Annotated in this window: 16 protein-coding genes and 1 tRNA gene; 10 read left to right on the forward strand and 7 right to left on the reverse strand. The window is 68.0% G+C overall.

Going from position 1 to position 18107, the window contains the following annotated elements; all coding sequences use genetic code 11:
- Window positions 1-455: 455 nt before the first annotated feature.
- The 3 genes from ABD767_RS15170 to ABD767_RS15180 form a co-directional block, all read right to left on the reverse strand.
- A tRNA-Val gene (locus tag ABD767_RS15170) sits at window positions 456-532 on the reverse strand.
- A 65-nt stretch (window positions 533-597) separates the two neighbouring features.
- A complete protein-coding gene (locus tag ABD767_RS15175) occupies window positions 598-2835 on the reverse strand; it encodes a RelA/SpoT family protein (protein ID WP_344869888.1) in 2238 nt (745 codons plus the stop codon).
- Complete coding sequence (locus ABD767_RS15180; RefSeq protein WP_344869889.1) at window positions 2832-3770, reverse strand: alpha/beta fold hydrolase; 939 nt, start codon at window positions 3768-3770, stop codon at window positions 2832-2834. Before ABD767_RS15180 ends, ABD767_RS15175 begins: the two co-directional genes overlap by 4 nt.
- A 68-nt stretch (window positions 3771-3838) precedes the next feature.
- Between ABD767_RS15180 and ABD767_RS15185 the strand changes: the two genes are divergently transcribed.
- The 3 genes from ABD767_RS15185 to ABD767_RS15195 all read left to right on the forward strand — a co-directional run bounded on the left by ABD767_RS15185 (window position 3839) and on the right by ABD767_RS15195 (window position 7176).
- Window positions 3839-4621: a 3-hydroxybutyrate dehydrogenase gene (locus ABD767_RS15185; RefSeq protein WP_344869890.1), complete on the forward strand. Its 783-nt coding sequence runs from the start codon at window positions 3839-3841 to the stop codon at window positions 4619-4621.
- Between the two features lie 196 nt (window positions 4622-4817).
- Window positions 4818-5561: an osmolarity response regulator transcription factor OmpR gene (ompR, locus tag ABD767_RS15190; RefSeq protein WP_103046496.1), complete on the forward strand. Its 744-nt coding sequence runs from the start codon at window positions 4818-4820 to the stop codon at window positions 5559-5561.
- 130 nt (window positions 5562-5691) lie between these two features.
- Window positions 5692-7176: an ATP-binding protein gene (locus ABD767_RS15195; protein ID WP_103046495.1), complete on the forward strand. Its 1485-nt coding sequence runs from the start codon at window positions 5692-5694 to the stop codon at window positions 7174-7176.
- A 126-nt stretch (window positions 7177-7302) separates the two neighbouring features.
- Here ABD767_RS15195 and ispF read toward each other — a convergent pair whose 3' ends face one another.
- Both ispF and ispD read right to left on the reverse strand, forming a co-directional pair.
- Entirely contained in the window at window positions 7303-7788 is a 486-nt protein-coding gene (gene ispF / locus ABD767_RS15200; RefSeq protein ID WP_103046291.1) for a 2-C-methyl-D-erythritol 2,4-cyclodiphosphate synthase, read from the reverse strand.
- Window positions 7789-7805: 17 nt separating this feature from the next.
- Window positions 7806-8678, reverse strand: a complete 873-nt coding sequence (gene ispD, locus ABD767_RS15205) for a 2-C-methyl-D-erythritol 4-phosphate cytidylyltransferase (protein ID WP_103046290.1) — start codon at window positions 8676-8678, stop codon at window positions 7806-7808.
- Between the two features lie 123 nt (window positions 8679-8801).
- On the opposite strand from ispD, the gene mfd reads away from it, so the two are divergent.
- The 6 genes from mfd (at window position 8802) to ABD767_RS15235 (ending at window position 15735) form a co-directional block, all read left to right on the forward strand.
- Window positions 8802-12305, forward strand: a complete 3504-nt coding sequence (gene mfd / locus ABD767_RS15210; protein WP_103046289.1) for a transcription-repair coupling factor — start codon at window positions 8802-8804, stop codon at window positions 12303-12305.
- 16 nt (window positions 12306-12321) lie between these two features.
- Entirely contained in the window at window positions 12322-13008 is a 687-nt protein-coding gene (locus tag ABD767_RS15215) for a hypothetical protein (RefSeq protein ID WP_103046288.1), read from the forward strand.
- A gap of 26 nt (window positions 13009-13034) precedes the next feature.
- Complete coding sequence (locus ABD767_RS15220) at window positions 13035-13748, forward strand: AzlC family ABC transporter permease (protein ID WP_103046287.1); 714 nt, start codon at window positions 13035-13037, stop codon at window positions 13746-13748.
- Window positions 13745-14068 (forward strand): AzlD domain-containing protein, encoded by a 324-nt coding sequence (locus ABD767_RS15225; RefSeq protein WP_103046286.1) that lies wholly within the window; start codon window positions 13745-13747, stop codon window positions 14066-14068. Before ABD767_RS15220 ends, ABD767_RS15225 begins: the two co-directional genes overlap by 4 nt.
- Before the next feature lie 33 nt (window positions 14069-14101).
- Window positions 14102-14803, forward strand: a complete 702-nt coding sequence (gene serB, locus ABD767_RS15230) for a phosphoserine phosphatase SerB (RefSeq protein WP_103046285.1) — start codon at window positions 14102-14104, stop codon at window positions 14801-14803.
- Between the two features lie 146 nt (window positions 14804-14949).
- Window positions 14950-15735 carry a MetQ/NlpA family ABC transporter substrate-binding protein gene (locus ABD767_RS15235; protein WP_103046284.1) on the forward strand — a complete coding sequence of 262 codons (786 nt, stop codon included), beginning with the start codon at window positions 14950-14952 and terminating at the stop codon, window positions 15733-15735.
- Between the two features lie 57 nt (window positions 15736-15792).
- On the opposite strand, the gene ABD767_RS15240 is transcribed toward ABD767_RS15235, so the two are convergent.
- On the reverse strand, window positions 15793-16365 hold the full coding sequence (locus ABD767_RS15240) for a LysE/ArgO family amino acid transporter (RefSeq protein ID WP_425549930.1): 573 nt from the start codon (window positions 16363-16365) through the stop codon (window positions 15793-15795).
- Between the two features lie 132 nt (window positions 16366-16497).
- On the opposite strand from ABD767_RS15240, the gene ABD767_RS15245 reads away from it, so the two are divergent.
- On the forward strand, window positions 16498-17409 hold the full coding sequence (locus tag ABD767_RS15245; RefSeq protein ID WP_103046282.1) for an HTH-type transcriptional regulator ArgP: 912 nt from the start codon (window positions 16498-16500) through the stop codon (window positions 17407-17409).
- Window positions 17410-17516: 107 nt separating this feature from the next.
- Here ABD767_RS15245 and ABD767_RS15250 read toward each other — a convergent pair whose 3' ends face one another.
- Window positions 17517-18020: an RrF2 family transcriptional regulator gene (locus ABD767_RS15250; protein WP_344869891.1), complete on the reverse strand. Its 504-nt coding sequence runs from the start codon at window positions 18018-18020 to the stop codon at window positions 17517-17519.
- Between the last annotated feature and the right edge of the window lie 87 nt (window positions 18021-18107).

An 18107-nucleotide genomic window follows, 5' to 3' on the forward strand; every position in this document is an offset into this window, starting at 1 on the left:
TTGCTTGCGCGTCTTGCGCGTGCTCAGGTTCAGGGCGAGGCTGGTTTGCTTCATGGATGAGGAGAATGCCAGCGGTGGCTGACAGCTACCAGACAGGCGGGGAGGTTTTGCAGGATTTCCCTAATGCCGATGCCGTTCACTGGCCGACCTTGAGCCGCCAGTGCTTGTCTTTCACGCACGGCGCGCCTCTGCACTCGCACCGAGTATGAATCGGATGCCGAGGCTGCGAAACGTCCTGAACCAGCCAGACAGCCGCCGTCAATGTGCGATGGTGATGCTGATGGAGCGCCAGGCGGCGCAGGTTGATGGCCTGGAGGGTTGCGTTGACTCTTTGGCGCCATCCGAAATGGATAGCGCCGGAGTCGAGCAACAATTGATGGACGCAAGAATGCGTGAGTAATTGCAGTGAGCCAAAGAAAAAGCACCTGGCATTTCTGCCAGGTGCTTGATTTCATTGGTAGGCGCGATTGGATTCGAACCAACGACCCCCACCATGTCAAGGTGGTGCTCTAACCAGCTGAGCTACGCGCCTGTGTTCGTTCGAGAAAGCGAGATTCTAGCAGTAAAAAACGGGCTTCCAGAAATGGTTGCAGTTTTTTATCTGCGCCGCGCCGAGCGCACGCCCTTGACCGCGGCGACCTGGCCCAGGACCTTGTTCAGGCGGGTGGAGTCGCTGACCTCGACGGTGAAGACCATCCACGCCATGCCCTTGACGGACTGGGTCTGCACGCCGATCACGTTGGTCTTCTCGCGCGCAAAGACCTCGGAGATGTCACGCAGCAGGCCCTGGCGGTCGGTGGCCTCGACCGACACGTCCATCGGGTAGACCGCACCCTCCTTGCCGCGCGGGCGGCCCCATTGCACGTCGATGACGCGCTCGGCGTTGCGCGCGGCCATCTCGCGGAAGTTGCTGCAGTCGGCGCGGTGCACGCTCACGCCCTTGCCGCGGGTGACGAAGCCGCAGATCTCGTCGGGCGGCGCGGGCTTGCAGCATTTGGCCAGCTGCGTCATCAGCGAGTCCACGCCGACGACGAGCACGCCACCGCGCGGCCCGCCGTCGCCCGAGCGCGCCTTGCGCACCGGCACCTGCGGCTCGTCCTCGTGCGCCGCCGCTTCGCTTGCCGGGCGCAGCAGCGCCTCGATGGCGCGCAGCGACAGCTCGTCCTTTCCCACCAGTTCAAACAGTGCGTCGGCGCTTTTCAACCCCAGCTGCGCGGCCAGGTCGTCGTGCTTGATGGCGGTCTTGCCTTCGCGCTGCAGCAGCTTTTCGACCAGTTCGCGCCCGCGCGCCACGGTCGCCTCCGTGGCCTGTGCGTTGAACCAGGCGCGCACCTTGGACTTGGCACGGTTGCTGGTCAGGTAGCCCAGTTCGGAGTTGAGCCAGTCGCGCGACGGGCGCCCCTCCTTGACCGTGCTGATTTCCACGGTCTGGCCATTCTTCAGCGGCGTATTCAGCGGCACCATGGCACCGTCGACGCGCGCGCCGCGGCAGCGGTGGCCGACGCTGGTGTGCACCGCGTAGGCAAAGTCGAGTGGCGTCGCGCCCTGAGGCAGCTCGATGACCGCGGCGTCGGGCGTGAGCACGTAGATGCGATCCTCGAACAGGTTGTTGCGGCTGGCGCTGCCGGCCAGGTCGCGCTCCCAGGCCAGCAGTTGGCGCAGCACGGCGATTTTTGCGTCGTAGTCGCTGGCGGCAGTCACGCCGGCATAGCCCTTGGTGCCCGCCTCCTTGTAGGCCCAATGCGCGGCCACGCCACTTTCGGCGTGGTCGTGCATGGCCTGGGTGCGAATCTGGATCTCGATGGCGCGCCCGGCCTCGTCGCGCACCACGGTGTGCAGCGACTGGTAGCCGTTGGGCTTGGGGCGGGCGATGTAGTCGTCGAACTCGGCGTCGATGTGCTCGAAGTGGCTGTGCACCCAGCTCAGCGCGGCGTAGCAGTCCTTGACGTTGGGCACGATCACGCGCAGCGCGCGGATGTCGAACACCTGGTCGAACGGCAGCGACTTGCCGCGCATTTTCTTGACGATGCTGTAGATGTGCTTGGGCCGCCCGCTCACCGTGGCGCTGATGCTGTTGGCGCGCAGCTCCATTTCCAGGTGCCGGCGCAGCTGCAGCATGTAATGCTCGCGCTCGGCGCGCTTCTCGTCGAGCAGGCGCGCGACCTGGCGGTAGGTCTCGGGCTCCAGAAAGCGGAACGCCAGATCCTCCATCTCCCACTTGATCTGCCAGATGCCCAGGCGGTTAGCCAGCGGCGCGAAGACCTGCATCGACTCGCGCGCCAGCGCCGGCGACACCGGCTTTTTGCTGGCCGCGTAGTAGCGCAGCGTCTGCAGGCGCGACGCCAGGCGCAGCATGACAACGCGCAGGTCGCGCGAGAAGGCCAGCAGCATCTTGCGCACGTTCTCGGTCTGCACGGCCAGGTCGTCCTGGGGCAGCGCCTGGCCCACCTGCGCGTCGCGCGCCTGGCGCTGCACGCGCATCAGCTTGTTGGTCTCGACGGCCAGCAGCGCGAAGTGCTTGCTGAAGGCCTTGGTGATGACCTCCTCGGGCCGATTCAGGTGCGGGCAGGCATAGACCAGGTAGACCGCCGCCTGCATGGTCTCGGAGCTACCCAGGCCGTGCAGGATGCCGACGACCGCGTCGGCGTGGGCCAGCGCGTTCTCGCCGCTTTCCAGCTCGCTGCTGGCCAGAAACGGCTTGGCAAAGTCACGCGCACGCTCGATCACATGCTCCAGGTCGCCGTCGTGCTCCACGGTCGCGGCAATCACCTGGGGCACGGCCTCGCCGCGCACCGCGGGCTGCTGCGCCGTCTCAGCCGTCGTGCTGCTCTTCATTGCCCCCCCGCTGCCTGCGCGCCCAGCAAAAAACGCTGCACGGCGCGCACCTGGTCGTCGGCCACCAGCGTCGGTGCGTGGCCCACGCCGTCAAACGTCGCCACCTGCGCCTGCGGGCCGGCGTTCAGCATCCGCTGCACGGTCTGCGCGGTCAAAAGATCCGACTGCGCGCCATGCAGCACCAGTACCTGCGCGGTGATGGCCTGGTACATCTTCCACAGCAGCTGCTCGCCCTCGCGCGCGCCCTGCTCGGTCATCGCGGCATAGGGCACGGCAATGGCCGGGTCGTAGTGCAGCGTCCAGCCGCCCTGCGGCGCGGGCTTGAGCATGGGGCGCGACAGCGCCAGCCACTGCTCGCGCGTGTGCGGGCCAAAGGTGCTGGAACTGGCCCACAGCGCGTCGGCGCCCTGCTCCACGGTGTCGAAGTGCGCGGGCGCACCCAGGTACTGGCCGATGCGCTCCAGCGCCTTCCACTCGATCGTCGGCCCCACGTCGTTGAGCACCAGGCGGTGCAGCGGCACCGGCAGCGGCGCGTCGGGCGTGCCGGCCAGCACCATGCCGATCAGCCCGCCCATGCTGGTGCCCACCCAGTCCAGCGTGCCGATGGGGCCTTGCGCATGCAGCTGCGCCAGCAGCGCCAGCATGTCGGCCGCATACAGCGGCACCTGGTAGCCCTGGGGGTCGGCCAGCCAGTCGCTCCTGCCACGCCCGACGACGTCGGGACAGACCACGCGCGCCTGGCCGCACAGCGCGCGCGCCAACTGGTCGAAGTCGCGCCCCTGGCGCGACAGCCCGTGCACGCAGACGATGACGTGCGGATGCGCCGGTTGCCCTGTGGCATTCCATTCCCAATAGGCCATGCGGTGGCCAGGTGCGTCGCTGCCGGCGGCCGCCGCGCCGGGGCAAGGTACGTAGTTCAGCCTAGGTTCGATCATGCAGTCATTATGTTCTTGCATCGTTTGATAATGCCCGGGCACACCCACCACCCACAGGAGATTTATTGATGCTCAAAGGCAAGACAGCCCTCGTGACCGGATCGACCAGCGGAATCGGCCTGGGCATGGCCACGGCCCTGGCGGCGCAGGGCGCCAACATCGTGCTCAACGGCTTTGGCGACGCGGACGGTCCGCGCGCCCAGGTGCTGGCCGCGGGCCAGGCCCACGGCGCGAAGGTGGCCTACCACGGCGCCGACATGAGCCGCGCCGCCGAGATCGAGAACATGATGAAGTACACGGCCAGCCAGTTCGGCGGCGTCGACATCCTGGTCAACAACGCCGGCATCCAGCACGTGGCCAGCGTGCACGAGTTCCCGCCCGAGCGCTGGGACGCGATCATCGCGATCAACCTCACCAGCGCCTTCCACACCACGCGCCTGGCGCTGCCGGCCATGCTGGCCAACAACTGGGGGCGCATCATCAACATCGCCTCGGTGCACGGCCTGGTCGGCTCAGCGCAAAAGTCGGCCTACGTGGCGGCCAAGCACGGCATCGTCGGCCTGACCAAGGTCACCGCGCTGGAGACAGCACCCACCGGCGTGACCTGCAACGCCATCTGCCCGGGCTGGGTGCTCACGCCGCTGGTGCAAAAACAGGTCGACGCCAAGGCCGAGCAGTTGGGCATCTCCAATGATGAGGCCAAAAAGGCGCTGCTGGGCGAGAAAGAGCCGTCGATGCACTTCACCACGCCCGAGGAGCTGGCCGCGCTGGCCGTGTTCTTCTGCTCGCCGGCGGCGGGCAACGTGCGCGGTGTTGCCTGGAACATGGACGGCGGCTGGGTGGCCCAGTAAAGACACGCCCAACTGAACACCACGCATGTGTACAAAAGCCCGCATTTACGGGCTTTTATGCTTTTTTACGCTCTGCAGCAGCTGCTGGAGAGGGCAACACCTGTAACACTTGGTCAGGATTACCCGCGAAACCGGCAATCCGCGGCGCCAATTGGTCAGAATCGGCGCTGTTACAAATTGGCCTTCCGAGAACACCATGACCACCAGCCCTCCCAGCACTACCACCCGCCCCGACAAGATCCTGGTTGTCGACGACGACGCCCGCATCCGCGACCTGCTGCGCCGCTACCTGACGCAGGAAGGCTTCGAGGTGATGATTGCCGAGGACGGCAAGGCGCTCAACCGCATCCTGCTGCGCGACCAGGTCGACCTGATCGTGCTCGACCTGATGATGCCGGGCGAGGACGGCCTGTCGATCTGCCGGCGCCTGCGCGCGACCAACGACCGCACGCCCATCATCATGCTGACCGCCAAGGGCGAAGACGTGGATCGCATCGTCGGCCTGGAAGTGGGCGCCGACGACTACCTGGGCAAGCCCTTCAACCCGCGCGAACTGCTGGCGCGCATCCACGCTGTGCTGCGCCGCCGCCCACCGCAAGAGGCGCCGGGCGCGCCCTCGGGCGACAACGAGGTGGTCGGCTTCGGCCCATTCAGCTTCGACCTGGGCACGCGCGTGCTGCAGAAGAACGGCGAGGAGCTGCCGCTGACCACCGGCGAATTCGCGATGCTCAAGGCCCTGGTGCGCCACCCGCGCCAGCCGCTGTCGCGCGAAAAGCTGGCGCTGCTGGCACGCGGACGCGAGTTCGAGCCCTTCGACCGCAGCCTGGACGTGCAGGTCTCGCGCCTGCGCAAACTCATCGAGGAAGACGCCACCGCTCCGCGCTACATCCAGACCGTCTGGGGCGTGGGCTACTGCTTCGTACCCGACGGCGCCAACTGACCCGCGGCCCTGCCCCAAACGGATCCGCACCGCTGAAACGCCAGCCCAGGCCCACGGCACAGGGCCCGCGCGCAGGCGGATCCGGCGCCTTACCATTGGCGCTTCTTTCACAGCCCCCGACTGCCCCACCATGGCCGACCGCGAAGACCTGACCATCCCCGCTGCGCTGGAGTCCACGCAGGAAAGCCTGCACCAGCGCCTGGGGTTGAGCCTGTTCTGGCGCACCTTCGTGCTGCTGGCGCTGCTGCTGGTCAGCTCCATCCTGGCGTGGCTGCAGACCATGAGCGTGCTGGAGCTGCAGCCGCGCACGCTGCAGGCGGCGCAGCAGGTGGCGTCGCTGGTCAACCTGAGCCGCGCGGCACTGGTGCATTCGGACGCGATCGCCCGCGTCTCGCTGATCAAGACCATGGCCGACCAGGAAGGCCTGCGCATCCTGCCGCGCGAGCCGACCGACCGCTTCGAGCCCCTGCCCTCCTCGATCATGGGCTTTCGCCTGACGCAGGAGCTGACCGAGCGCCTGGGCCCGGACACCATCGTCGCCTCCAGCGTCAACGGCCAGGAAGGACTGTGGGTCGGTTTCACCATCGAGGGCGACCCCAACTGGCTGCGCATGGATCACTCGCGCCTGTCGGCGGCCAGCGGGCGCACCTGGCTGATCTGGCTGATCACCGCCGGCGTGCTGTCGCTGGCGGGCGCGGCCATCATTGCGCGGCTGATCAACCAGCCGCTCAAGCAGCTGTCGGAGGCGGCCAACCTGGTGCGCGACGGCAACTTCATGGTCAACGCGCTCGACGAGCAGGTCGCCACCAGCGAGATCCGCGAGGTCAACATCGGCTTCAACCGCATGGCGCAAAAACTCGCCAAGCTGGAGCAGGATCGCGCGGTCATGCTGGCCGGCATCTCGCACGACCTGAGGACGCCGCTGGCGCGCCTGCGCCTGGAGACCGAGATGAGCGTGGGCGACGAAGTCGCGCGCGAGCACATGGTCGCCGACATCGTGCAGCTGGACGCGACCATCGACAAATTCCTCGACTACGCCCGTCCCGACAGCCTGACCGAGCTGACCCCGGTCAACCTGAGCGCGGTGGTGTCGTCCTGCGTCTTCGCGGTGCAGGACCACCGCGAGCTGCAGATCGAGATGAACATCCCCGAAGACCTCAACGTGATGGCCGACGAGGTGGAGCTGGCGCGCGTCATCTCCAACCTGCTGGAGAACGCGCGCCGCTACGGCAAGGACAGGGAGACCGGCATCACCCGCGTGGACATCGGCGCCAAGGCGCGCGAGCAGTGGGTGGTGATGCGCGTGCGCGACTACGGCCCGGGCGCGCCGGCCGAGCAGCTGGCCAACCTGACCAAGCCTTTTTTCCGCAGCGACTCGGCGCGCACCGCCGCCGCCGGCGCGGGCCTGGGCCTGTCCATCGTCGACAAGACGGTGCAGCGCATGGGCGGCATTTTTGCGCTGGCCAATGCCGCCTCGGGCGGGCTGATGGCCCATGTGCAGCTGCGCCGCGCCGAAGACCAGCCCATGGGCCAGGACTTGCAGCAGCGCCTGCAGCGCCCGCAGGTCAAGCGCCACCTGCCGCCCAAGGGCACGGTCACGCGCCGTCCGCTCTGACTCCATTTTTCAATCAATCGGGTACGCGAAGGCGCAGCGCAGACAGTGCTGTAGCACGGCAAGCGAAGCCGACAAAGTAACCGTTTGATTTAAAAATGGAATGAGACGCGCTTCTGCGCACCGTCGTCAGCCCGCAACGCGCTGCAGCAACACCACCGCGCGCGCCTCGATCGCCAGGCACTGGCCCACCGGCCCCAGGCGCTCGGCCGTCTTGGCCTTGACGTTGACCTGGCCCTCGTGCAGCGCCAGCAGCTGTGTGATGCGGGTGCGCATGGCCGGAATGTGCGCAGCCAGGCGCGGCGCCTGAGCGACCACCGTGCTGTCGACGTTGCCGACGACGAAGCCCGCCTCGCGCACGCGCCGCGCAGCCTCGGTCAGCAGCACGCCCGAGTCGGCGCCATGAAAGCGCACGTCGGTGTCGGGAAAGTGCCGGCCGATGTCGCCCAGCGCCGCAGCGCCCAGCAGCGCGTCGGTGATCGCGTGCAGCAGCACGTCGGCGTCCGAATGGCCCAGCAGCCCCTGCGCGTGCGGTATGTGCACGCCGCCAATCACCAGGCGCCGCCCCGGCACCAGTGCGTGCACGTCCCAGCCTTCGCCAATCCTCAAATCCATGCTCTGTCTTTCCTGCATCAACGTTGCGGCGGCTGCGGCGCCGGCCGCGAGAAATACACCGTGCGCGGCGTGGCCTTGGCAGCCTCGCCGCGCTCTCCACCAAAACGCCCCAGCGTGGTGCGCTGCATGCGCTGCAGCAGCACGGCCTCGGCCAGCGCAAAGTCCTGCGGGTAGGTCACCTTGAAGTTGTGCGCGCCGCAGGCCACCAGCCGCGGGCGCAGACCCACTGCCTCCATGGCGCTGGCCTCGTCGGTTGCACCCGCGCCGCGCTGGGCCAGCGCCTGGCGCAGCATGCCCAGGCGGAACATCTGCGGCGTCTGCGCCAGCCATTTGTCGCTGCGGTCCACCGTGGCTGCCACGCGCACGCCGCCCGGCCCGTCGCTGGCGGTCTTGAGCGTGTCGGCCAGCTTGTGCGCCAGCAGGCCGCCCACGCCGTCGTGCTGGCAGGCGTCGATCAGCGCGTCGATGTCGGCCGTCGTCACCAGGCAGCGCGCCGCGTCGTGTACCAGCACCCAGTCGGTGTCGCGCGCGCCGCTCTCGCGCAGCACCTGCAGGCCGCCCAGCACGGTCAGGGCGCGTGTGGCGCCGCCGCAGCGCGCGACGAACCAGTGCAGATGGGCGCGCGGGTAGCGGTCGAAGAAGTCGTCGTCGGGCGCGACGGCCACCAGCGTCTTCTCCAGCCGCACCACGCCCGAGAACGCCGCCAGCGTGTGCAGCACCAGCGGCCAGCCCACCAGCACCTGGTATTGCTTGGGCAGGCCCGCCTGCGCGCCGGGCGCCAGCGCCCGCGTGCCCATGCCGGCGCACGGCACCAGCCCCCAGAAGCGCGGCTGCGCAGCCGTGGCAGGCGCGGCGCCATCAGGGGAATGCGGAGGTTGCAGGTCGCTCATGGCGGGAGATTTTAGAATCACCCTTCTTTGCCCATCCCGGGCTGGGCGGCCAGGTACTGCAATTGAGGACATTGGCCGCTCTTTGAATACGCCGGGCTTGCCGCCCGGCCGTTTTTTTTGCGCATGGATCTGCCTCGACTCTCCCCCGGAAAACGTTTTGCATTGCCGCAGCCCACGGGCAGCGGCGATGCGCTGCTGCTCTCGCGCCTGGGCCGCCAGCAGGCCGGCGTCGGCCGCACCACGGCCATCGTCTGCGCCGACGCGGCCGACGCGCGCCGCCTGATCGACGAGCTGGCCTTTTTTGCCCCTGAGCTGCGCTGCGCGCTGTTTCCCGACTGGGAGACGCTGCCGTATGACAATTTCTCGCCGCACCAGGATCTGATCAGCGAGCGCCTGTCCACGCTGTGGCGCATCTCGCAGCGCGACAAGGACGCGGGCGCCGACGTGGTGCTGGTGCCGGCCACCACCGCGCTGTACCGGCTGGCGCCGCCCGCCTTTCTGGCGGCCTACACCTTCCACTTCAAGGCCGGCCAGCGCCTGGACGAGGCGCGGCTGCGCCAGCAGTTGACGATGGCGGGCTACCAGCATGTCTCGCAGGTGGTCGGCCACGGCGAGTACGCGGTGCGCGGCGGCCTGATCGACCTGTTCCCGATGGGCTCGGCGCAGCCGCTGCGCGTAGACCTGTTCGACGACGAGATCGACTCGATCCGCACCTTCGACCCCGACAGCCAGCGCAGCCTCTACCCGGTGCCCGAGGTCAACCTGCTGCCCGGACGCGAATTCCCGATGGACGAGGACGCGCGCGCGCGCTTTCGCCACCGCTGGCGCGAGCTGCTGGAGGGCGATCCCACCAGGAGCCGCATCTACAAGGACATGGGCAACGGCGTGGCCACCGCCGGCATCGAGTACTACCTGCCGCTGTTCTTCGAGGAAACCGCCACCGTCTTCGACTACCTGGGGGGCGACACCACGCTGGTGCTGCACGGCGACCTGGAGGCGGCGTTCAGCCGCTTCTGGCAGGACACGCGCGAGCGCTGGCGCCTGCTGCAGGGCGATCCGGATCAGCCGGCGCTGGCGCCCGAGACGCTGTTCCTGAGCGCCGAGCAGTTCTACGGCCAGGCCAGGCCGCTGGCGCAGCTTGCGCTGCGCACGGGCGTGTCCGACGTGCAGGACAGCGCGCTGTTCCAGCCCCTGCCCGACCTGACCGCGCAGCGCGGCGCAGAGAACCCGCTCACCCGGCTGCAGGCGCACATCGACACCGCGCCCCACCGCGTACTGCTGCTGGCCGAGAGCGCCGGCCGCCAGGCCAGCCTGCTCGATTTTCTGCGTGCCAGCGGCATCAACCCGCCGGCGTTTGACAGCCTGCAGGAGTTTCTGGACACGCCCGCCGAGCGCATCGGCATTGCCACCGCGGCCCTCGCCCAGGGCTTTGCCTGGCAGGAGGCGGAGCTGGACCTGGTCACCGAGACCGAGCTGTTTGCCGCCGGCAGCGGTGCGCGTCGGCGCAAGAAGCAGGAGCAGGCCAGCGACGTCGAGGCGCTGATCAAGGATCTGTCCGAGCTCAAGGTGGGCGACCCGGTGGTGCACGCCCAGCACGGCATTGGCCGCTACCGCGGGCTGGTGACGATGGACATGGGCCAGACCAACCCCGACGGCAGCCCGGCGGCGCAAGAATTCCTGCACCTGGAATACGCCGGCGCCGCCGTGCTGTACGTGCCGGTGAGCCAGCTGCAGCTGATCAGCCGCTACAGCGGCGTGAGCCCCGACGAGGCGCCGCTGCACAAGCTGGGCAGCGGCCAGTGGGAAAAGGCCAGGCGCAAGGCCGCCGAGCAGGTGCGCGACGCAGCCGCCGAGCTGCTCAACATCTACGCGCGACGCGCCGCGCGCCAGGGCTTTGCCTTTCGCTACTCGCCGCAGGACTACGAGACCTTTGCCAACGATTTCGGCTTCGAGGAGACCGCCGACCAGAACGCGGCCATCCACGCCGTCATCCACGACATGATCAGCCCGCGCCCAATGGACAGACTGGTCTGCGGCGACGTGGGCTTTGGCAAGACCGAGGTGGCGCTGCGCGCCGCCTTCATCGCGGTGACCGGCGGCAAGCAGGTGGCGCTGCTGGCGCCCACCACGCTGCTGGCCGAGCAGCACTACCGCACCATCGTCGACCGCTTCGCCAAATGGCCTGTCAGGGTGGCCGAAGTCTCGCGCTTTCGCTCGGGCAAGGAGATCACCGCGGCGATCAAGGGCATTGCCGACGGCACGGTGGACATCGTCGTCGGCACGCACAAGCTCTTGAGCCAATCCACGCAGTTCAAGAACCTGGGCCTGCTCATCATCGACGAGGAGCACCGCTTCGGCGTGCGCCACAAGGAGGCGATGAAGGCGATGCGCGCCGAGGTCGACGTGCTCACGCTCACCGCCACGCCGATCCCGCGCACCATGGGCATGGCGCTGGAGGGGCTGCGCGACCTGTCGGTGATCGCCACCGCGCCGCAGCGGCGCCTGTCGATCAAGACCTTTGTGCGCAGCGAGAACAACGGCGTGATCCGCGAGGCGGTGCTGCGTGAATTGAAGCGCGGCGGCCAGTGCTACTTTCTGCACAACGAGGTCGCGACCATCGAGCAGCGGCGCGAAGCGCTGCAGAACATCCTGCCCGAGGCACGCATTGCCGTGGCCCACGGCCAGATGCCCGAGCGCGAGCTGGAACGCGTCATGCGCGACTTCGTCGCCCAGCGCCACAACATCCTGCTGTGCTCGACCATCATCGAGACCGGCATCGACGTGCCGACGGCCAACACCATCCTGATCAGCCGCGCCGACAAGTTCGGCCTGGCCCAACTGCACCAGCTGCGCGGCCGCGTGGGCCGCAGCCACCACCAGGCCTATGCCTACCTGATGGTGCCCGACCTGCAGAGCCTGACCAAGCAGGCCGGCCAGCGGCTCGAAGCCATCCAGCAGATGGAAGAGCTGGGCAGCGGCTTCTACCTTGCAATGCACGACCTGGAGATCCGCGGCGCCGGCGAGGTGCTGGGCGAGAGCCAGTCGGGCAACATGATCGAGGTCGGCTTTCAGCTCTACAACGAGATGCTGGCCGAGGCGGTGCGCAGCCTCAAGGCCGGGCACGAGCCCGACCTGCTCGCGCCGTTGCAAGCGGCCACCGACATCAACCTGCACGCCCCGGCGCTGCTGCCAGACGACTACTGCGGCGACGTGCACCTGCGCCTGTCGTTCTACAAGAAGCTGGCGACGGCGCGCACGCCCGAGCAGATCGACGCGCTGCTCGAAGAGATCGTCGACCGCTTCGGCAAGCTGCCGGCGCAGGCGCAGACGCTGATCGACGTGCACCGCCTGCGCGTGCTGTGCGAGCCCTATGGCGTGACCAAGGTCGACGCGGCGCCCGGCGTGACCACGATCACCTTCAAGCCCCAGCCGCCGATCGACCCGATGGCCATCATTCGTCTGATCCAAAAGAACCGCCACATCAAGCTGGCCGGCAACGAGAAGCTGCGCATCGAGCGCGCGCTGCCCGAGCCGCGCGAGCGCGCCCAGATGGTGCGCGACCTGCTGCGCAGCCTGGGTGCGCCAACGCCCGTCCCCAGCGCCGCCACGGCGCCGGCCACTGCCTGAAAGAACCCTCCTCGCCATGCCGCTCGAACCCCTCCTGGCCCTGCTGGCGCTGGCCGCCGCGCTGGCCATGCGGCCCTGGCGCATGCTGGCAAGCGCCCGGCCCCTGGTGCACGAGCGCCACGGCGCGCCATCGCCGCTGTGGACGCCGTTGCTGGCCACGCTGGTCATCCTGCCCTGGGCCTGGGCGCTTCCCACGCTGCACCACATGCCGCTGCAGCTGCAGTGGTCGGGCGCCTGCCTGGTGCTCTTGACGCTGGGCTGGCCGCTGGCCGTGCCCACGCTGCTGGCCGTCGGCCTGCTGGCCGCGCTGCTGTCACCCAGCCTTGGCTGGGGCGACGCGGTGGCGCTGGCCGTCTGGCAGGGGCTGATTCCGGCAACGCTTGCCATGCTGCTGGGCGCGCTGGTGCGCCGCCTGATGGGCCGCCACGGCTTTGGCGGCGCGCGCATGTTCGTCTATGTGCTGGGGCGCTGCTTTCTGGGCACCGCGCTGTGCCTGTTCGCCTCGGGCAGCCTGTGGCAGGCGATGGGCCACCCGCTGCCGGGCGTGGGCGACGCGCTGTCGCTGGTCGCGCGCTGGCTGATGGCCTGGGGCGACGCAGTGCTCACCGGCATGCTGTGCGCCATCTTCGTGGCCTTCAAGCCGCAGTGGCTGGCCACCTGGTCCGACGACCTGTACGTACCCAAGGCCGGCACGCCCGGCTGAATCCTCTCTCTGCCTTTCCCGGATCCATGCAGGCCTGTTCCCAATCCAACCGCCACCACCCGGCGCAGCTGTCGGCGCTGTCGCTGTCCATTCCCGTCGCCATGGGCTATGTGCCGCTGGGCAGCGTGTTTGGCTTTCTGCTGGTGCAGGCAGGCGCCGCCTGGTGGCTGGCGCCCTTGATGAGCATCTTCGTGTTTGCCGGCTCGGCGCAGTTCATGGCCGTGCCGCTGCTGGCTGCCGGCGCACCGCTGGGCACGCTGGCGCTGGCCACCTTCATCATCAACCTGCGCCATGTGTTCTACGGCCTGTCGCTCTTGCACCGCCTGCCGCAGGGCCGCTGCGCGCGCGCCTACCTGGTCTGGACGCTGACCGACGAGAACTACTCGCTGTTCACCACGCTGCCCGGTGGCACGCCCGCCGCGCAGATGCTGCGCATCGGCGCGCTCAACCATTTCTGGTGGGTGCTGGGCACGCTGATCGGCGCGCTCATTGGCGCGCAGGTCAGCCACGCGCTGGCGGGCATCGACTTCAGCCTGGCCGCGCTGTTCGCGGTGCTCACCGTCGAGCAGTGGCGCGCCAGCAAACAATTCACGCCGATCGCCATCGCGCTGGCGGCCTACGCGCTGGCCTGCTGGCTGGTGCCCGGCCAGGCGCTGCTGGCCTCGATCGCGCTGAGCCTGCTGGCCGGCGCCGCCATCGTGCGCCGCAAGCGCCCCAACCCCACGCAGGAGGCAGCATGATTGACGCGCGCTACGCCCTTGAAGCCATTGCCGTGATGGCCGTCATCACCGTGCTGCTGCGCGCCCTGCCCTTTCTGGGCACCGGGTGGCTGCGGCGCTTTCCGCTCATCGTGCAGCTGGGCGGCTTTCTGCCGCCGGCCATCATGACGCTGCTGCTGGTGCACACGCTGCGCTCGGGCATGGCCGACAATCCCGGCGGCGCCTGGCAGGAGCTGGCCGCCGCTGCACTGGCCATCGGCCTGCAGTGGCGCCTGCGCCAGCCGCTGGTGAGCATCCTGGGCGCCACGGCGCTGTACATGGCGTTCAGAAACATGCTCTGAGCCCTTTTCCCACTTCTGTTTTTTGCACCCGACATGACCACTGCCAGCGGCATCACCCTGCAAGGCGTCACCGCCCCCCTGCGTTGGAGCGACTACAAGCTCATCGCCTTCGACATGGACTCCACGCTGATCACCATCGAATGCGTGGACGAGATCGCCGACGCCGTCGGCCGCAAGGCCGAGGTGGCCGCAATCACCGAGGCGGCGATGCAGGGCCACATCACCGACTACAAGGAAAGCCTGCGCCAGCGCGTGGCGCTGCTCAAGGGCGTGACCGTGCAGCAGCTGGACGACATCTATGCCACCCGCCTGCGCCTGACACCCGGCGCGCAGCAGCTGGTGGCCGCAGCCAAGGCGGCCGGATTGACGACGCTGCTGGTCTCGGGCGGCTTCACGTATTTCTCCCGCCGCGTCCAGCAGCGCCTGGGCATCGACCTGGCGCGCGCCAACGTGCTGGAAATAGTGGACGGCCGCCTGACCGGCCGCATGGTCGACCAGCCCTGGGGCGACATCGTCGACGGCGCCGAGAAGCGCCGCACGCTGCTGGAGGTGGCGTCGCTGCTGGGCATCGACCCGCACCAGGCAATTGCGGTGGGCGACGGCGCCAACGACCTGCCGATGATGGGCGCAGCCGGCCTGTCGGTGGCCTTCCACGCCAAGCCGGCCGTGCGCGCCCAGGCCAAGGTGGCCATTGACGAAGGCGGGCTGGATCGCTTGCTGGAAATCATGGAGTGATTGCGTCCAGCATATGAAACCATGCCGTTATATCGATATGAATTCATATTCCAAACCGACCGCATCCAAGCGCTTACACTTTTGCGCTGTCCGCGCCGCATCCCACAAGGAAGGCGGCAGTCATTGACTATTTTGTGAAGACATTCATGCTGAAAAAAACCCTCTCCGCGCTGGCCATCGCCGCGCTGGCCCTGTCCGCCCACGCCGCCGACGTCCTCAAGGTGGCCGCCACCTCGGTGCCGCACGCCGAGATCCTCAATTTCGTCAAGCCCCAGCTCAAGGCCGAGGGCATCGACCTGCAGGTCAAGGAGTTCAGCGACTACGTGCAGCCCAACATGGCCGTCGCCGACAAGCAGCTGGACGCCAACTTCTTCCAGCACCAGCCCTACCTGGACAGCTTCAACAAGGATCGCAAGACCGACCTGGTGACGGTTCCCAATGGCAAGGTGCACGTCGAGCCCTTTGGCGCCTACTCCAGCAAGATCAAGGACATCAAGGATCTGAAGGACGGCGCAACCATCGCCATCCCTAACGACCCGTCCAACGGCGGGCGCGCGCTCATCCTGCTGGCCAAGCAAGGGTTGATCGCGCTCAAGGATCCCGCAAGCCTGACGCCCACGCCGCTGGACGTGGTCAAGAACCCGCACAAGCTCAAGTTCCAGGAGCTGGAAGCCGCCATGCTGCCGCGCGCGCTCAATGACGTGGATCTGGCGCTGATCAATACCAACTACGCGATCGAGGCCAAGCTCAACCCGACCAAGGACGCGCTGTTCATCGAAGGCGCCGACTCGCCCTACACCAACATCGTCGTCGCCCGCCGCGACAACGCGCAAAGCGCCGACATCGCCAAGCTGATGCAGGCACTGCACAGCCCCGAGGTCAAGCAGTTCATCCTGGACAAGTACAAGGGCGCCGTCGTTCCCGCGTTCTGATCTTCCGGATCCCGCCACGCAAAGCGCTGCTCTTGGCAGCGCTTTTTTGTTGCGCGCTCAGGCGCCGCGCCACACCCACCAGGCCAGCGCGAACATCATCACGCCGGTCAGCCCGTCGAGCACCCGCCAGGCGCGCGGGTCGGCAAACAGGCCACGCAGATGGTGGCCGGCCAGGCTCAGCGTCGTGAACCAGGCCAGGCTGGCGCAGGCCGCGCCGAGTACGAAGACCCACTTCAGCTGGCCGGCCTGGCGCGCGCCGATCGAGCCGATCAGCACCACCGTGTCCAGGTAGACATGGGGGTTGAGCAGCGTGATCACCGCCAGCCCGCCGAGCACGCCCAGCACGCCCTGCACCGCGCGTCCGCCCGCTGGTGCATCGACCAGTGCATCCGGTGCCCACAACGCGCGGCGGCAGGCAAACAGGCCATAGCCCAGCAGAAACAGCACACCGCCCCATTGCAGCCACAGCGCCAGCACGGGCGAGCGCCCCAGCAGCTGCGCCATGCCGGCCACGCCCAGAGCGATCAGCAGCGCGTCGCTGGCCACGCACCAGGCCACGCAGGCGCGCACGTGCCGTCCGCGCACCACCTGGCGCAACACATACAGGTTTTGCGCGCCAATGGTGGCCACCAGCGAGAAGCAGACGGTAAAGCCCGCGATCCACGAAGAAGAGACTGCGTTGGGAGTAAACATGCGGCGATCGTAGGTCTGCGGCGTATTTAAGTACACTTCAATTTCCTAACGTTCATTAAGCAATGCTTCATGCTTGACTACACCGGTCTACAGGCCCTGGCGGCCGTGGTGCGCGAGGGCAGCTTCGAGCGCGCGGCGCGCCGCCTGCACGTCACGCCGTCGGCCGTCTCGCAGCGCATCAAACTGCTGGAGGAGCGCGTGGGCCAGGTGCTGGTGCAGCGCGGCAGCCCCTGCACAGGTACCGAGGCCGGCCGGCGCCTGTGCCTGCACCTGGAGCAGGTTGCACTGCTGGAGGACGCGCTGCGCCGCAGCCACCCCGATCTGCTGGCCGCCAGCGCCGGGCTGGCGCCTACGCTCAAGCTGGCGGTCAATGCCGACTCGCTGTCGACCTGGTTCATGCAGGCGCTGGCCGACTTCACCGCCGGCGGCGACGAACTGCTGGATCTGCGCGTCGACGACCAGGAGCACACCGGCGAGCGCCTGCGCGAGGGCGAGGTGATTGCCGCGGTCACCGCATCTGCCGGCCCGATTGCCGGCTGCAGCACCTGGCCGCTGGGCGCGATGCGCTACGTGGCGGCGGCCAGCCCCGGCTTTATTGCGCGCCATCTCGCCCGGGGCGTGACGCGCGAGACGCTGGCGCGCGCGCCGATGATGACCTACGACCGCAACGACCGCCTGCAGGAGCAATGGCTGCAGGCCCAGGGCCTGGGCGGTGCGCGCCATGCGGCGCCGCGCCACTTCCTGCCGTCCAACCACGGCTATGTGCGCGCCTGCGAGATCGGCATGGGCTGGGGCATGCACCCGGTGGCGCTGATCCGCGACCAGCTGGAAAGCGGCGCGCTGACCCCGCTGGTGGCCGACGCCGCCCTGCTGGTGCCGATGTACTGGGCCCACCCGCGCAGCGCGCAGGCGGCGCTGCAGCGCCTGACCCAGTGCGTGATGGCGACGGCGCGCCAGTGGCTGGAGCCGCTGGCGGCGTGAGGTCCATTCCATTTTTATATCAATCGAGTACGCGAAGGTGAAGCGCAGACAGTGCTGTAGCACGACAAGCGAAGCCGACAAAGTAATCGGTTGATATAGAAATGGAATCAGGCCTGCGGCGGCAGCGGTGCGGGCAGCCCGGGCCGCAGGCGCACCACGCGCAGCGCCATGCCTTGGTGGATTTGCTGCGCGCCGGAGGGCAGCGGCTCGGGCACCAGGTCGGCCAGCGTCATGCCGTCGAGCACGCCCAGATAGGCCTTGGTAGCCTGCGCCAGCGCGCCGCGCAGCCCGCAGTGCAGGCTCAGGCGACAGGCGTTGCTCTCGTCGTTGAAGCACTCGACCATCTCGAAGTCGGGCTCGGTCAGGCGCACCACGCTGCCCAGATTGATCTCCTGGGCCGGCTTCATCAGACGCATGCCGCCGCCGCGCCCGCGCGTCGTGTCCAGCAGGCCGTGCGCCGCCAGCTGCTGCACGATCTTGGTCAGGTGGCTGCGCGAGATGCCGTGCGACAGCGCAATCTCGCTGATCGTCACCGGGCGCTCACGCCCATGGCAGGCGGCACAGTACATCAACACACGCAGCGCGTAGTCGGTCCACTGGGTCAGTCGCATGGGTCGTCCTGGGTATTTCAAAGAGGAATTTCAGGTGCATTTTATTTCGATAAAATATGCAGTACAAATGCATCTTTAATTCCCCCG

Source organism: Comamonas faecalis (assembly GCF_039538025.1).
GTDB classification, from domain to species: Bacteria; Pseudomonadota; Gammaproteobacteria; order Burkholderiales; family Burkholderiaceae_C; genus Comamonas_C; species Comamonas_C faecalis.

Excerpts from the sequence above, each read along its gene's own strand:
- ABD767_RS15180 (WP_344869889.1), bottom strand. The coding sequence starts at position 3,770 with ATGATCGAACCTAGGCTGAACTACGTACCTTGCCCCGGCGCGGCGGCC.
- ABD767_RS15250 (WP_344869891.1), bottom strand. The coding sequence starts at position 18,020 with ATGCGACTGACCCAGTGGACCGACTACGCGCTGCGTGTGTTGATGTAC.
- mfd (WP_103046289.1), top strand. The coding sequence starts at position 8,802 with ATGGATCTGCCTCGACTCTCCCCCGGAAAACGTTTTGCATTGCCGCAG.
- ABD767_RS15235 (WP_103046284.1), top strand. The coding sequence starts at position 14,950 with ATGCTGAAAAAAACCCTCTCCGCGCTGGCCATCGCCGCGCTGGCCCTG.
- ABD767_RS15245 (WP_103046282.1), top strand. The coding sequence starts at position 16,498 with ATGCTTGACTACACCGGTCTACAGGCCCTGGCGGCCGTGGTGCGCGAG.
- ABD767_RS15225 (WP_103046286.1), top strand. The coding sequence starts at position 13,745 with ATGATTGACGCGCGCTACGCCCTTGAAGCCATTGCCGTGATGGCCGTC.
- ABD767_RS15195 (WP_103046495.1), top strand. The coding sequence starts at position 5,692 with ATGGCCGACCGCGAAGACCTGACCATCCCCGCTGCGCTGGAGTCCACG.
- ABD767_RS15175 (WP_344869888.1), bottom strand. The coding sequence starts at position 2,835 with ATGAAGAGCAGCACGACGGCTGAGACGGCGCAGCAGCCCGCGGTGCGC.
- ABD767_RS15185 (WP_344869890.1), top strand. The coding sequence starts at position 3,839 with ATGCTCAAAGGCAAGACAGCCCTCGTGACCGGATCGACCAGCGGAATC.
- ABD767_RS15220 (WP_103046287.1), top strand. The coding sequence starts at position 13,035 with ATGCAGGCCTGTTCCCAATCCAACCGCCACCACCCGGCGCAGCTGTCG.
- serB (WP_103046285.1), top strand. The coding sequence starts at position 14,102 with ATGACCACTGCCAGCGGCATCACCCTGCAAGGCGTCACCGCCCCCCTG.
- ompR (WP_103046496.1), top strand. The coding sequence starts at position 4,818 with ATGACCACCAGCCCTCCCAGCACTACCACCCGCCCCGACAAGATCCTG.
- ispD (WP_103046290.1), bottom strand. The coding sequence starts at position 8,678 with ATGAGCGACCTGCAACCTCCGCATTCCCCTGATGGCGCCGCGCCTGCC.
- ABD767_RS15215 (WP_103046288.1), top strand. The coding sequence starts at position 12,322 with ATGCCGCTCGAACCCCTCCTGGCCCTGCTGGCGCTGGCCGCCGCGCTG.
- ispF (WP_103046291.1), bottom strand. The coding sequence starts at position 7,788 with ATGGATTTGAGGATTGGCGAAGGCTGGGACGTGCACGCACTGGTGCCG.